10 protein-coding genes and 1 pseudogene are annotated in these 15,453 nt (G+C 53.0%); 7 read left to right on the forward strand and 4 right to left on the reverse strand.

Annotated elements, in window-relative coordinates; genetic code table 11:
- Positions 1-47: 47 nt before the first annotated feature.
- Both cydB and HAP95_RS15335 read right to left on the reverse strand, forming a co-directional pair.
- Complete coding sequence (cydB, locus tag HAP95_RS15330) at positions 48-1,136, reverse strand: cytochrome d ubiquinol oxidase subunit II (RefSeq protein ID WP_215885002.1); 1,089 nt, start codon at positions 1,134-1,136, stop codon at positions 48-50.
- A 68-nt stretch (positions 1,137-1,204) separates the two neighbouring features.
- On the reverse strand, positions 1,205-2,671 hold the full coding sequence (locus HAP95_RS15335) for a cytochrome ubiquinol oxidase subunit I (RefSeq protein ID WP_215885003.1): 1,467 nt from the start codon (positions 2,669-2,671) through the stop codon (positions 1,205-1,207).
- A 359-nt stretch (positions 2,672-3,030) separates the two neighbouring features.
- Here HAP95_RS15335 and HAP95_RS15340 point away from each other — a divergent pair, with 359 nt between their 5' ends.
- The 6 genes from HAP95_RS15340 (at position 3,031) to HAP95_RS15360 (ending at position 12,934) form a co-directional block, all read left to right on the forward strand.
- Positions 3,031-6,696: a bifunctional diguanylate cyclase/phosphodiesterase gene (locus HAP95_RS15340; protein ID WP_215885004.1), complete on the forward strand. Its 3,666-nt coding sequence runs from the start codon at positions 3,031-3,033 to the stop codon at positions 6,694-6,696.
- Positions 6,697-6,798: 102 nt separating this feature from the next.
- Positions 6,799-8,421 carry a glucose-6-phosphate isomerase gene (pgi, locus tag HAP95_RS15345; protein WP_215885005.1) on the forward strand — a complete coding sequence of 541 codons (1,623 nt, stop codon included), beginning with the start codon at positions 6,799-6,801 and terminating at the stop codon, positions 8,419-8,421.
- Between the two features lie 105 nt (positions 8,422-8,526).
- Positions 8,527-9,696, forward strand: coding sequence for a D-alanyl-D-alanine carboxypeptidase family protein (locus HAP95_RS15350; protein ID WP_215885006.1), 1,170 nt, complete (start codon positions 8,527-8,529; stop codon positions 9,694-9,696).
- Positions 9,697-9,745: 49 nt separating this feature from the next.
- The gene (locus HAP95_RS15355) at positions 9,746-12,226 is read left to right on the forward strand and encodes a penicillin-binding protein 1A (protein ID WP_215885007.1); all 2,481 of its coding nucleotides are present in this window, start codon (positions 9,746-9,748) and stop codon (positions 12,224-12,226) included.
- Between the two features lie 10 nt (positions 12,227-12,236).
- The gene (locus HAP95_RS17355; RefSeq protein WP_264318863.1) at positions 12,237-12,365 is read left to right on the forward strand and encodes a hypothetical protein; all 129 of its coding nucleotides are present in this window, start codon (positions 12,237-12,239) and stop codon (positions 12,363-12,365) included.
- Between the two features lie 113 nt (positions 12,366-12,478).
- Positions 12,479-12,934, forward strand: coding sequence for a DUF3617 domain-containing protein (locus HAP95_RS15360; protein ID WP_215885008.1), 456 nt, complete (start codon positions 12,479-12,481; stop codon positions 12,932-12,934).
- 8 nt (positions 12,935-12,942) lie between these two features.
- Here HAP95_RS15360 and HAP95_RS15365 read toward each other — a convergent pair whose 3' ends face one another.
- Positions 12,943-13,839, reverse strand: coding sequence for a LysR family transcriptional regulator (locus HAP95_RS15365; RefSeq protein WP_215885009.1), 897 nt, complete (start codon positions 13,837-13,839; stop codon positions 12,943-12,945).
- A 122-nt stretch (positions 13,840-13,961) separates the two neighbouring features.
- Here HAP95_RS15365 and HAP95_RS15370 point away from each other — a divergent pair, with 122 nt between their 5' ends.
- Positions 13,962-15,149, forward strand: coding sequence for a TDT family transporter (locus tag HAP95_RS15370; RefSeq protein ID WP_215885010.1), 1,188 nt, complete (start codon positions 13,962-13,964; stop codon positions 15,147-15,149).
- Between the two features lie 21 nt (positions 15,150-15,170).
- On the opposite strand, the pseudogene HAP95_RS17400 reads toward HAP95_RS15370, so the two are convergent.
- A pseudogene (locus tag HAP95_RS17400) lies at positions 15,171-15,368 on the reverse strand (type II toxin-antitoxin system RelE/ParE family toxin); the annotation flags it as partial.
- Between the last annotated feature and the right edge of the window lie 85 nt (positions 15,369-15,453).

Below are 15,453 nucleotides of genomic sequence, written 5' to 3' on the forward strand. Positions count from 1 at the left end.
AAACCGGCCGCGCCGAAGCAGCGACCGGTTTTTTCAGCAAGCCACTATTAGTGGGCGCCGTAGACGCTTTTTTTAGTGAAGCGACCCCGGAATACCCAGATCTGATACCAGTTGTACATGATCATGACAGGCACAAAACCGGTCATAAACAAGGTAAACACCGCCATGGAATTGGCTGGATTGGAGGCTGCATGTACGGTCCATGTACCCGGTACAATATAGGGAAACATGGTTGCCCACATGGCCGCCCAGAGTAGAACCACTACCCCTTCACCCCAAAGCAGCGCAGTAAAATCATGTTGCATGGAGTGGTTGGTCATGGATTTGAAAGCGAAGAACAGGACGATGACAAACCAGATGGCCCAGATCCACCAATTGGGACCTGTCCACTTGGCAGCGGCCCAGGGGAAAATGGCATAAGACCAAACCAGCGTGATGACAATCGCTATTAACGCCAGATAGGAGAACAGGTTGGTCCAGGACTTGGCGCGTTCATGAATCACATCGCCTGGTAAAAAGCGGGCACAGAGAAACAATCCTCCCGCCAGACCGGCGGCAATCACCGCACCGAAACCCGTCCAGATGGAAAATGGGGTCAGGAAGTTCATGGCCCCACCCGCATAGTGCATCACGGGGGTTGTGAAACCCCGTGATGCGATTCCACTCATGGCAATGCCGGATTTCATGGGGAAACCCTGTAATACGGCACCGAGCGAGACACCGGCGAAAAATGGCGCGGTCAAACTGCCGATGGCGAAAGCCCAGCCCCACAAACGTTTGCTGCTGCGGGCATGAATATGAAATTCAAAAGCCACAGCGCGGGAGATGATGCCCCACAGAGCGATCATCAGGGGAATCATCAAAAAGTTGAAGGCAGACCCATAAACCAGAGGGAAAGCACCAAACAATACACCGCCAGCGACTACCAGCCAGGTCTCGTTGCCGTCCCAGAAGCCTGCCATGGATGCCATAATGGCGCCACGCTCTTCTTCATCCTTGGAGAACAAGGCAAAAATGCCGGCGCCGAGATCAGCCCCGTCCAAAGCGATATATAACAAAAACATCAGCCCAAGTATCATCCACCACCAGGTGGAGAGGGCAGATACGATACGAACAATATCTGAACTAAGTTCCATACTCATTACTCCGGTGACTTAATTAATTGAGGAGGGAGGAATAGATTCCTCCCTCTGATCCGGGTCTGTTAACGATCCGAGTGCATCATGGGCTTGTGGGCGAAAGTCGGTGCAACATGCCCGCCCCCCGCTTGCGCAGCATCATGATCTTCACCGTGATCGTGAAACAAAGTGTCGGAGTGTGGAATGTCATCGACACCCTTCTGGATGACGCGACTGAAGAAGTACCAGGCGCCGGACCAGACCACCAGCTCAAAAATGATATAACCGACAAACCAGACAATTTCCTGGGCCATGCTCATGTTGCTGACCCCTTCGTAGGTCCGCATCAGGCCGAATACCACCCAGGGCTGACGACCGATTTCCCGAACCCACCAACCACCCCAAATAGCGAGGAAAGGCAGGAATCCAGAGAAAACCACTGCACGCAAGAACCACGGATGTTTGCGTAATTCCGAGGCATTCATTCTGCCCCGCATGCGCAACCAGTTACCCCAAATTGCGACGAAGAACAAAGCGAAACCAATGGCTACCATCACCCGGAAGGCATAGAAGGGTACCCAAACATCAGGGCGCTCATTTACCGGATATTGGTCCATACCCTTAACAACACCATCCCAAGTATGAGTTTCCAGCAAGCTGAGAACGTGTGGAATCTGAATGGAGAACAGATTTTTACCCGCCTCTACATCAGGAATTGCAATAAGATTCCATGAGGTATTTGGCTTGCCATCGGGCAGGTAGGTGTGAAAATGTCCCTCCATAGCCGCCAGGGAAGTAGGTTGGGTATCCGCTACGTCTTTACCGGCACTGTCCCCGATGTAAATCTGCAGAGGAGCCACAATCAACAGGGCCAATAAAGTAGGTTTCAAAAGTTTAATGAAGAGGTCCGCATTACGATTCTTGAGGACGAACCATGCACTCACCGAGGCGAATACAAACAACGCCAACTCTACAGTGGCGACCCACATGTGTGGAAAGCCCCAGATGAAATTGTCATTGAGAATGGCATGCCACCAGTTACTGACCTGAAATAATCCATCTTTCAGTACAACCCCATTGGGCGTCTGCATCCAGGAGTTGGCGACCAGAATCCACATGGCGGACAAGCTGGAAGAAATGCCAACGTTTAAAGTGGCAAATAAATGCATTCCTTTGCTGATTTTGCCCCAACCAAATACCATCAGACCGATAAAGCCGGCTTCATACATGAAGGCGGTAATGGTTTCAAAACCAAGAATGTTACCGAAGAAAGGGCCGACAGCCTGAGAGAAAGGGCCGTAGAGAATACCAAAGGCCATTTCCATGGTGACGCCGGTAGCAACACCTGCGCCAAAATTGATGATGAAGATTTTTTCAAAAAAACGATTAAGCTTATACCAACGCTCATCGCCGCTTTTTAACCAGGCGAGCTCCATAAAAAAGAGCAGCCAGGACATGCCGATGGTCATGGGCGTCCAGAGAATGTGCATAGAAGTGATCCAGGCAAAATCCAGACGGCTCAGAAGCACCGGTAATGAATTTTCGATAATCATGATGATACTCCCTTAGCTTTTTATGCTATTGCTGACTACTGGTACACCATCAGCAAAGGTTGTGCCATGGTTTGGTCATCTATGAACACCTGCTTTATCAGCGTCTTGTAATATAGGGGATGGTCACTGGGTGCATAACAACCATTATAGGGTGGTTTAAATGAACCGAATGCTATAAAATAACCCAGTATAAAAATACCTGCTTAAATTATTATTGTTCTTGTCAGTGCTGCAGTTCAACAAAAATAATGAGTTTTTTACTTCAAATTGTTACAGTCCCAAAGAAATAGAAATGAATGATTTCAGTGTTGCCTATTACTCGATATTGGGGAGAACACCGTGCTAAAGCAGCACCAAATATGCCTCTAGGTCATTGGATTCCCAGAAGCGCCAGGTCGCGTCTCTATCTGTATCTGCTGGATCAGATCACCGTCCTTGCAGGGTTGATACTGTTGAATCAGTTTGCTGGCATATTGATCCCTGACCCTGCGCAACATTGGTATTTGTCGGTTTGGGCGACCTCTGGGCTGTATGTTTTTCTGGTGATGCGCAGGGGCAACGTCTTATGGCCAGGTTTACTGTTGGGCGGTTTTCTCGGTGACTGGTCTCTGGGTTACAGTCCATTCAACGCGTTTGGATTGGCAGCTGGAGAACTGCTTTCGGCATGGATCTCGGTGCGCCTGATGTATCGACGGACTGTTGGCTGGAACTCGTTGACATATCGCAATGATTTGCTCTCATTTATGGTTTTTCCTGTCGTTTTGAATGGAATAATGACTGGACTATGGGGGACAGCCTGGCAACTATCGTCCTTGCCGTGGGCATCCCCTGCAGTCCTGCTGGAGATGCTCAGCAATAGTAGTGGTGTGAGCTTCGGTGTCTTGCTGGTGGCCAGTAATTTGTTATCTTGGCAGAAAGGTTGGTCCTGGCGTGAGTTTGTTTCCGGCGGGGCTTGGCTCTGGCTTTTTTCGGGCTTTGCTGTTGCTGCCACCACAATGCTTTTCTGGCATCGATATGCAGAATTTGCAGGCATTGTCGGATTGGTGTTTTTACTGCTTTTGCCCATACTTTGGGCACTGACACGATTTCCTGTCGATGCGGTTTCACGTTTGGTGCTGCTCTTGTTTTTGATTGCCATTGCCGGTACCGCCCGTGGCCTGGGGCCATTCAGTGCGGCTATGCCTCTACACCCCATAGCTGTTTTACAAATTATGGGAATGGGCATGATGAGCGTTGTTCTGTTTGCAGCTGCAATGATGGCTGAGTCTGTGCGCAACAGGGAGGCCCTGCGCCACGGGAATAGATGGTTAGAGCGGCGTGTTGAAGAACGCACCGTGGCTTTGCGGCAGAGTCAGAAAGAATTGCTGGTGAGAGAACGGGTTATCGGTGCAGTAAGTGCCGTTAGTCGATTATTCTCGGAGAACGTCGGCCAGGATGAAAAGCTGATTTTTCAGAGCTTCTGTGAAATCCTGCAGAAACAGCTGGAGTTGCCTCTGGTATGGATTGTCAAAGATGGCAACGCCTTGGATACGGCGGTGCTTTGTGCAGTAGCTGGCCCGCTTGCAAGCACTTTTCGGAATGAATTGGAACAGGCTCCAGACTTGGTCGACGAGGAGCGTGACAAGGTACAGCTTTGGAGAACCTGGGGGGATTTCAGTAAAAGCCATCAATTGGGCAATAGCATAACCCAGGACTTTATCTGGCCCGATGGTCGGCGTGGTCATATAGCTTTGCAGCGTGCCCGGGGGGCCGGTTTCCCAGACCAGGTGACAGAGATATTGAGTCAGGTGAGTGCAGATCTGCAGGATTTTCTCCAGCGTCAGCATGATTATTTTTCTCTGCAGCGAACCCGCGCTTTACAGCAGGCGCTGCTGCGGGCCGGTGAAGTGACTCTGGCGGCTGAAGATATGCAAGGGCTCTTGCAAAAGAGTTGTCAGCAGCTGATTGACAGCGGCATCTTTATTGCCACCTGGATTGCACGACCTGCCGCAGATGGTTGTATGGACGCCTTGGCCTACGCGGGTTGGAGTGCTTCTAATGCCCTGAAAAGACGTTGGCCGGTGTCTGCAGACTTGCCCGAGGGGCAAACGGTCGGGGCCCGGGCGTGGCGGGCTGATGCCCTGGTGGTTCAGCAGGATTACCTGGTTGATCCGCTCATTCAACCCTGGCGTGCTCAAGCTCTGGAATATGGTTGGCGTGCGGCCGCTGCCTTGCCTATTGAACATGGCGGAGAACGCTGGGCGATTCTCGCGGTCATTGGCGATCGGCCACAAATGTTTTCGGAAGACATTTGTGATGTCCTAAGGCAGGTAGCACTCTTGGTCGGCCATGGGCTGGACGAGCTGGTTCTGAAGCAAAAACTGGCCGAAGAAAAAATGCAAATTGAAGAAGCCCGACAAAAACTGGAAAAAGTGGCTTTTTACGATCCCCTGACGGGTCTTGCAAATCGGCGTCTGCTGGAAAGTCAATTGGAACTGGCGATGGCTCGCCAGCAGCGTCAGGATCATGTGCTGGCCGTTTGTATGTTGGATCTTGACCGCTTCAAGCCGATTAATGATGCGTTTGGGCACGAAGCGGGTGATCAGGTTCTGGTGAGCCTGGGACATCGTTTGGCGGAAGTTTTGCGAAAAAATGACATGGTTGGTCGCTTTGGTGGTGACGAATTCGTGATTTTGCTGGAGTCCGTGCAAAATCAGGACGACCTTTATCAGATATTGCGTAAAATTGAGCGTGTGATGACCTCGCCCATTCAACTGGAGAATGGTCAGAGTGTCCGTGTCGGATTGAGCATTGGGGTGAGTGTCTACGCGGGTGCTGAGCAAACACTGAGCCCAGAAGAGTTGCTCCGCCAGGCGGATCGCGCGCTTTATGAAAGTAAAAACAATAAAAATGAACGAGATGCCTGCTGGATCCTGCACGAACCCGGTACTGCTCTGGAGCGTGCGCCACTCGCCCAGCGACTCCTCGCCAGTGGGCAGCTTCTGGTGTTGTATCAGCCGGTTTGGGATACCCAGTCGAGCCGGGTTGCCGGTATGGAATCATTGGCCCGCTTGCAAGCAGATGATGGTCGCATATTAACTCCCCGGGATTTTCTGCCCCAACTGCGGGGCAGCCACTTGTGTCATCTGACCCAACGTATGTTGGCGCAGTCTCTGGAAGACCTGAACAGTCTTGGTGAGGCAGGGGATGGCTTATGGGTCTCTGTGAATATTGATCCGCAATCACTTACCAAGCCTTGTATTCGCCAAATCCGTCAGATTATTCTCGATAGTGGCCTTGATCCGGCCCGTATTATTCTCGAAATTCTTGAAGGGACAGATTTTCTTGAACGCAATTCCGCACTGGAATTGTTACGCCAGATTCGCGCATTAGGTGTCCGTCTGGCCCTAGATGATGTGGGCAGTGCCTATGCCTCCCTATTGCGTCTGAAGGAGTTGCCCGTGGATGAAATCAAGCTGGACCAAGGGTTCGTGCGCACTCTGGCGCAACGCCCGGATGATTTACATTTTGTGTTGGCCGTGCGCGATCTGGCTCAGGGATTGGCGGTGGATCTGGTAGTGGAAGGCGTCGAAAACGAAGCGGTTCTCGATGCGATGATGACGCTCAATATTCCTCTGCTGCAAGGCAGACATATCGCCCGTCCCATGCCCATCAGTCGGCTGCGTACCTGGTTGCGACGCAAGCAACCGGTGCGCACGCATCCTTCGACCCTTCTGGGAATTTATGCGGCCCAAATGGCCAATCACAACCTTTTGACCAAAATGGCCCGCCAAAACCCACATTTGCTGCACGCGGAAACCCTCAGTGATGACAAATCCTGTCCCATTCATGCTTATCTCCAAAGTCTGGAGCCAGCAAATCAAGATTTGCTGATGCGCCATCATCAACTTTACCATCGCGAGTTGGGCAGCTTGCTCAGGCAATTGGCAGTGGATCGGGATCAGGCGGACTGGGTTGCCTTGAGTCAGACTGAGGAAAGTTTTTTGCGCTTGCTCCGCGAAGCCTGGCAGAAGCAAAGCCATTAACCTGAAGGATTAATGCTTGCGGGAAATTGAGGGCATAGCCTACTCTTCAAGTAAATGAATTGTGCAAAATCATCCTGTTTGTTTTGACCAAGGAGTCGCCTCATGTCTGCAGCCCCTCTGACCGCTTCACCCGCATGGCAACATTTACAGGCGCACCGCAAGAGCTGGGAAGATGTCACTCTGCGTCAGCTTTTTCGGGAAGATCCCCAGCGTGCCGGGCATTTTTCGGCAGAAGCCTGCGGCATTTATCTGGATTACTCCAAGCATTTGCTGCGTCGGGAAACCCTGAATCTGCTTTTTGATCTTGCCCGCAGTCGTGATCTGGAAGCGCGCCGCGACGCCATGTTTGCCGGGGAAAAAATCAACCATACCGAGGGCAGGGCCGCATTTCATGCGGCTTTGCGGGCACCCAAGGGTACGGTTATGCGCACCGGGGGGGTGGACGTTGTCCCTGAAGTGCATCAGGTGCTGGAGCATATGGCACGTTTTACCCGGGCCATTCATGAACAGTCCTGGCGGGGTGCCACCGGTCAGCCGATTCGCCAGATTGTGAATATTGGCATTGGCGGTTCTTACCTGGGTCCGGAAATGGCCTGGAAAGCCCTGCGTGCCTACCGGCATACCGATGTTCATCTGCATTTTGTGGCTAATGTGGATGGCGCGACGCTCAGCGATGTGACGGCGCATCTGGATCCTGCAGAAACCCTGTTCATTATTTCATCCAAGACGTTTACTACGCTGGAAACCATGACCAATGCCCATGCCGCCCGGCACTGGATTACCTCTGCTTTGGGCGAAGATGCAGTATCCCGGCATTTTGTGGCGGTTTCGACCAATGCCGAAGCCGTCAAGGCCTTTGGTATGGATACTGAACATATGTTCGGCTTCTGGGACTGGGTGGGGGGCCGCTATTCCATGGATTCGGCTATTGGCTTGTCCACCATGCTCGGCGTGGGGGTGCAGCATTTTCAGGAAATGCTCGCCGGTTTTCATGCCATGGATACGCATTTCCGGAACGCGCCGCTGGAACAGAATCTGCCGGTGTTACTGGGCCTTATGTCCATCTGGTACAACAATTTCTGGGGAGCGCAAACCCAGGCTATTTTACCTTATGCTTATGATCTGGCGCGTTTCCCGGCCTATTTACAGCAGCTACAAATGGAAAGTAATGGTAAAAGTGTCAATGAAGCCGGACAACTGCTGTCCGTAGATAGTGGTCCCATTATCTGGGGTGAGCCGGGAACCGATGGACAACATTCTTTTTATCAGCTGATTCATCAGGGTACGCGATTGATTCCCTGCGATTTCATTGGCTTCTGTCATCCGCTCAGTGCTTCAGCAGAACAGCATGAATTGTTGATGGCGAATCTGATTGCCCAGGCAGAGGCGTTGGCTTTTGGTAAAACGGCGGAGGAGTTGCGGGCTGAGGGTATTTCCGAAGCGCAAGTCCCCTTCCGCACGTTTGCCGGAAACCGTCCGAGTAGCGTGCTTCTCGTGGATGCCCTGAGTCCGCATAGTCTGGGTACACTGGTTGCTTTGTATGAACACAGCGTATTCACTCAGGGGATCATCTGGGGCATTGACTCATTTGATCAGTGGGGCGTGGAATTGGGTAAGGTGCTGGCGCAGCGCATTGTTTCTGATATGCAGGGGAAAACCCAGCACCCCCACGATGGGTCCACATCGACCCTGCTGGAACGCTATTTGCGGCGACGTGGGCACTAGATTTTTCGGGATTGACCGGGTCTCATGCAACGGGGCGGGAACTTTTACCCGACTATGGTTTTCCAATGAGGAATTATTAGCCGGATTGAAGAGCCGCCCAACAACATGAAACTGCCCATTGTTCTGGCCATTACGGCCGTATTTTCCTGGGGGAGCGTCGCCTATGCGGCCGTTCCGCCTCTACCTCCCATGCCTACTTTGCCGCCGCCGCCACCCATGCCGGCGCCACAATTGACCGGTATTCAGTCTGCCGTTTTGCTGGACATCAACAGTGATCAGATTCTGATGGCCGAAAATGATGAAAAGCCGGTTAATCCTTCGGGATTGGTCAAGCTGATGACCGCCTACCTGATGTATCAGGCGGAAAAGCAGGGTCTGGTCCAGCCCGGCGAAAATGTGCATGTGTCCAAAGACGCCTGGCATGCCCAGGGTTCCCGCATGTTTATTCAGCCGGGAATGCCAGTGACCATGACGCAGCTCACCCATGGACTCCTGATTGACGGCGGGAATGATGCCGCCATTGCCATTGCCGAGACAGTGGCCGGCAGTGTTGGCGGTTTTGTGGATTTGATGAACCATGACGCAGCGGCCATGGGATTGCAGCACACCCATTTCACCAATCCCGATGGTCTTCCACAGCCGGGACAAATTAGCACCGCGCTGGACATTGCCCGTTTGTCAGCGCGTTTGATTCAAAGTTATCCGCAAGTGATGCAGGTTGCCGGTAAGGTTTCCTATACCTATAACCACATCACCCAGTACAACTATAATCCGCTGGCCGGGCAGGATGGAGTGAATGGCCTGGGAGTGGGTTTGGCGGGTAAAAACAGCTGGAATCTGGCGGTCAGCGCGACTCGGGATGGTCGTACATTGGTGGCCGTGGTCTTGGGTGCGCCTTCGCGAAGTGCTGCAGGCAGTGATGCCAGCGCCTTGCTCCACTATGGCTGGAACGGCTGGCATAATGTTTCTCTCTACAGGGCGGGGGCAACCGTTGCCCAAATGCATAACGGCGACTGGAGCCCGGCATCGGTGCAGGGTGTGACGGCAGGCCCGGTCGTGGTTTCCGAACCCAAGCAGCAGAAAACCCGGTTGCAAACCCGCTTCGTACCGACTCCCAACTTGAAGGCACCCCTCGCAGCGGGGGCTGGAATGGGTACCCTGCAAATTTCCTGGCACGGTCATGTCCTGAAAACGGTTCCTGTTCAAACCCGAAGTGCGGTGAAGCCAGCGGGCTGGTTTACCCGCCTGATTCACGAGGGCGAGTCATGGTTATGACTGGTAACAAGAGCACCTGCTTTATAGCACTGCGGATTGGGGGCTGATTTTGGCTGCGCGTGGAATTTCTTCCCGGCGCCGCTGGGTGTTCTGGACGCTTGTCGTTCTTCTGCTGGTTGCCCTGAATATTGTGGTTGGGATCGGGGTTTGGACCTGGCGGATATGGCAGGAATTGCCACCCGTCGTGCAACTCGAAAACTGGCATCCTCAGGAGCCGTTACGCATTTATGCAGACAATGACCACCTGCTGCAGGTGGTTGGTCCGCAACTGCGCTATGCCTTGCCCCTGAAGCAAATTCCCAAGACGCTGCAAGATGCTTTTATTTCTGCCGAAAATTCAAAATTCTATAGTCATAATCCGATTTATTATCCGGTCAGCTTTCCGGGTATTATCCGCGCGGCATTTGTGGATTTGGTGCATATGGCTCCGGTGCAGGGGGCCAGCACCATCACCGAACAGGTGGCCCGCAATTTTTATTTGACCCCCAAAAAAACCATTACCCGTAAGGTCGCGGAAATTCTGCTGGCTTATAAACTGGGCGCGCGTCTGCATCGTCCGCAAATTCTGGATTTGTACCTCAACAAGATTTATCTGGGAGAGGGGGCGTACGGGGTACAGGCAGCGGCGGAAACTTACTACGGCAAAACTGTCAATCAGCTGACCATTGGCGAAATGGCAACCTTGGCGGGCCTGCCAGCGGCACCCTCGGATTTCAATCCGATTGCCTCACCCGCTTCGGCAAAAACCCGTCGCGATTATGTATTACGGCACATGGCGCATTACGGATACATCACCAAGGCGCAGGAAGACGCGGCTCTGGCAGAGCCCATCAAAGCCCATTATCATGCTCCGGCCAGCAACATTGCCCCCTACGCCACCGACTGGATTCGTAACTGGCTGGAAAAACATTTTGGGGCTGATTTTACCTACCGCACTGGTCTGCGGGTTTACACCAGTATCAACCCCACCGACCAGCGCGCTGCTGATCGGGATATTGCCGTTGGTCTGGAAAACTACGGTATGGGTCTGGACAGCATGGATCCCAAGGCCTGGCATGGTCCAATTGCCCAGTTATCGACGGCAGCCATGGAAGCCGCGCTACAGGGACAGCGGCCCAGCCAGTTACCCCATCATGACCCGGCCAATTTGCATTGGGGGGTCGTGGTCAAATCCACTCCGGAAATGGCGACGGTTTCCTTCCAAGGCCGTCATTTGGTGCATCTGAGCTTGCGCGACGTCGCCTGGGCACGCTCTGCTCCCAAGGGTAATCCCCCCACCGCCGTCAATCAGGTATTGCAACCCGGTGATTTGATCTGGCTAAGACGCTATGTGGTCGCGGCCACCTCGGGAACGGGCAACCCCGTCTGGGGCACCAAGGTTTGGCACAATATCCCCCATGGCGGCTGGCAGTTGGCGCAGATTCCCCACGTGCAGGGTGCCCTGGTGTCGCTTGCCAGCCGCTCAGGGGCCATCCTGGCTTTGTCGGGGGGCTTTAGCTATGAACTGAGTCATTTTGACCGGGCCCTTTACGCCTTCCGGCAGCCGGGATCGGGGTTCAAACCTTTTGTGTATTCTTCGGCCATGGACGCATCGACCTATCTGGCCAGCGGGCGCAAACATTATCTTACCCCTGTTTCCCTCATTGCCGACACGCCGCTGGTGATTCATCTCGGCAACGGCCAGGTTTATGCGCCGACCAACTACAGTCGTACTTTTTCGAATATTCCCTTTCCAGTTTGGGAGGATCTGGCGGATTCCCATAATGTGCCGAGCGTTCGCCTGTTGATGCATGTCGGCATTCCCTACGCCAAGCGCTATGTGCAGCGTTTTGGTATTCCAGCAAAACAGATTCCTGCTTCACCCTCCATGGTATTGGGATCCGGAGACTTTACCCCCCTGCAAATTGCGCGTGGCTACGCCGTGTTTTCCAGCGGGGGCTTTCTGCCCCATCCCTATTTGATTCGTAAAATTGTCACTGCGCATGGCACCACGGTTTCACTGCTGGGTTGTCCTTTAGGCTATCGGCCGCCATCCGGGCAAACCGTGATTCCGCCGGGAGTGGCTTTTTTGATGACGCGAATGATGGAGCGGGTCATCCGGGTGGGTACCGGGGTCGCCGCGCAAATTCTTCATCGCCATGATCTCGCGGGTAAAACCGGCACAACCAATCACGAAGATAATGCCTGGTTCAATGGCTTTAATCCCAATATTACGACATCCGTCTGGGTAGGGTATGACAATAATCAATCCATGGGGACCTGGGCGGCGGGGGCTCGTCAAGCCTTGCCTATCTGGATTCGCTATATGCATACGGCGCTGGCGCAGTATCCGGATGTGGGCTTCTTCCAACCACCAGATGTGGTGACGGCACGATATAACCCCAAAACGGGTGACCTTGCGCCCCAGGGGGATCCAGGGCATCAGTATCCCATCGGATATTTTTTGTCCGGTTACCTGCCACCCAAGCCCAAACCCAAGGTCAGTGCGGAAACCCAGAGTTTTATTCACGCATTGATGCATATTTTCTAGGAGACGGAAAATGAAGCAGTGGTTGGCCCTGATAATTATCGCCCTGTGTTTCTGGGGGGCTTTTGAAGCCAGTCACTACTGGCTGGTGCAGCATCCCGATCATCCTGACCAGCGCAGCTTAAAGGTCATTTCTCATTAGGTAAAGGCCATTACGCAGAGGCGTTTTTAATATCGTAGCCGCTCATATTTGTGTTACATTTCTGGCCGTCCAGAAAATTTTTTGAGTCTGCAGATATTATCAAAGGAAGCCTTATGCGCCGTTTAGGAATCGCCGTTTTATTGTTGGTTGGAGCCAGTTCCGTTTCTGCCTTGGCTGCCGATGCACCCATGCAGCCGGGGCTCTGGGTGATGCATGTTTCTGGCACAACGAAAGTCTCGTCGCCGCCAGTCAGCACCCCCATGGAACGCAGTATGCAGATTTGTGTGAAAGCTCATCAAAAACCGGAATCCGTTTTTCTGCCTGCGGGAAGTGATCGCTGTACCGGCAGTCATAAAGTTTTGCCCGATGGCAAAACCCAATGGACTTTTCATTGTCAGGCACCGGGGGCCTCCATGACCCAGGTAGGTTGGTTTCAGACTAGCGCCCGTCATCTGAACTCGCACTGGGTCATTACTGCTATTGTGCATAGCGAGGCTCATTACGAAACAGTGACTGATATGCAAATGCAGGGCACTTATCTCAGTGCTCATTGTGGAAAAGTCAAATAAGCCGTTAGTTAAACAGAAGGCTGGCGCAGCAACTCCAGAAAAGCTCTGGTGCTGTGGCTGGCCTCCTTGCGATATAACACCGAAAGACGATGATGAATATGCGGTTCCGTATTCAGGGTAATCAGCCCCGGACGCTGGCCCCCACTGTCATTCAGTGCTGAAACAAAACTCACCCCCAAACCGCAACGTACAGCATCACGAATAGCCGCGAGACCACTCAACTCATAACGGATTTCCGGATAAATTCCAGCATCTTTCAGGGCTTGCAGAGCATGCTCGCGAATGCCTGAACCTGCTTCTCTCCATACTAGTGCTGCGGACCCCAACGCCTGCAAAGGTAATGGTTTTTGCGCCAACTGTTGCCAGTGCGGGCTTTCTGGTGCCAGCAGGACAATAGTGGTTTCCCGGAGGGTTTCCTGAACCCACTCGGTCTGTGCGGGTGAGACCAGATCATCTTCTACAAAAACCAGATCAGCCTGATCGCGCATGGCCCTGGCGGCGCGGCTGTTGGTGGCTATCAGGCGCAGGGACACCCCCGGATATTGCTGCTGGAATCGGGCAATGGCCTGCGGCAACAGGGTTTCCGCATTGCTGTGGCTGGCGAGAATGGAGAGCGAGCCACGCAGCATTTTTTCGGTGTCCTGACAGAGATCGCGGGCGTCTTCGAGGGCATTTTCGATTTGTTCGGCGATGCGTAACAGCGCCATCCCCATGGCCGTGGGGGTGATACCGTGGCGATTCCGTTGATAGAGCGGTTCTCCGACAATTTCCTGCAGGGTTTTAAGGCGGTGAGAGACGGCGGGCTGGGTCATGAACAGGCTGTCTGCCGCCGCATGAAGATTGCCATGGCGCGCAGCCTGGGCCCAGACCAGCAACAAAACAGGATCAATACGCTGATGCAGCATAAACCGGCTCCGGTGTTTAAGAAATTATCTGTGATTATTACACCTATGAAAAACTAGCATTGGATGAATATCCTGTCCAGGTGCAAGCTTAGCGCAAATGTACAGCACCGGAATCAATCACTATGAAACTATTCGCTGAAGTCCCCGGAAACGATCCCCGGGAAATCGTTCGTCACTTCACCCCCAACTGGTTCGCCGCCAATATGGGTACGGGGATTCTGGCGCTCATGATTGCCGAATTTCCTTATGGTGACTGGGGTCAGAAAACCTTTGCACAGGGTCTATGGACTATTAACACATTATTTTTCGCGCTGTTTGCCCTGCTGTTTCTGGGACGGGCGGCGTTTTATCCGGCCAGCTTTCGCCGTCTCTTTCAGCATCCGGTGCAGTCTCTTTTCATTGGTGCCATACCCATGGGTTTCGCTACCATCGTCAATGGCATGCTCATTATCTGGCCGGTCACTACTTGGTCTCTGCAAATCACTACCATCCTGTGGTGGGTAGATGTGGCTCTGGCCGTGTTTTCGGTGTTGCTGGTGCCTTTTTTCATGTTTACCGCTCAGGAACACAGTGTTGAAAAAATGACGGCTGCCTGGCTGTTGCCCATTGTTCCTCCGGAAGTGGCGGCGGCCAGTGGCGGGTTACTGGCGCAACACTTGTCATCTGCCTTGGGAGTCACCGTTATTTACGTGAGTTACCTGCTCTGGGCCATATCAATACTGCTGGCCATGGGGATTCTGGCCATTCTGCTTTTGCGCCTGACCCTGCACAAGCTTCCTCATCAGGATATGGCGGTGTCCGCCTGGCTGCCTTTGGGACCCTTGGGGACCGGCGCCATGGCGATGATCACTCTGGGGCTGGCTGATCAGAAAGTATTTGCAGGAACGGCTCTGGCAGCCATGGGCAACTTTGGCTTCATGGCCGGCCTGTTCGTTGCCCTGATTCTCTGGGGATTCGGGCTGTGGTGGCTGCTGATGGCGGTGTTTTTTACCCTGCGTTATCTGGGCGAGGGGTTGCCTTTCAATATGGGCTGGTGGGGCTTTACCTTTCCATTGGGCGTATTTAACGCCGCCACCTACCTGCTCGCACGCGAGACCCACTGGAGCGTGTTTTTGCCCTTGGGAGCCTTGTTCACAGTTGCTTTGGCTGTTTTCTGGGTGATTGTGACCCAGCGCAGCTTTAAGGGCATGTGGAGTGGACGCCTGTTTCGTGCGCCCTGCCTTTCCGCCGAAACAGGATTGCCGGAAGCTTGTGCTACCCAAAGTACGCAGCGTCTGACGGAAAACGACCTCAGTGAAATGAGGGATTAGAAAAATCTGAAATGGTTGTTATTAATGAAAATCTTCCTCACGCTGATGCCTAATTGCTAAAATCGTCACGGTCTTGTTGTCATCAATCTCAAATAATGCGACATAACCCGCAGCACCGAACGATATAACCAACTCCCTGAGAAAAGGATTAGATTCGTCCACCTTCCTACAGGCAAAGGGCATTATTTCTGCGAATTCGTATGCTTTTTCAATCGCGTCTCTAGCAGCCCGTCGGTTTTAACCTCAGGCTACTGCCAGATTTCGCCCCGATTTTTTTGAAATGGTTCATTTTGAGCCGATTTCG

The organism is Acidithiobacillus sulfurivorans (assembly GCF_018853815.1).
In the GTDB taxonomy this organism is placed as follows: Bacteria; Pseudomonadota; Gammaproteobacteria; order Acidithiobacillales; family Acidithiobacillaceae; genus Acidithiobacillus; species Acidithiobacillus sulfurivorans.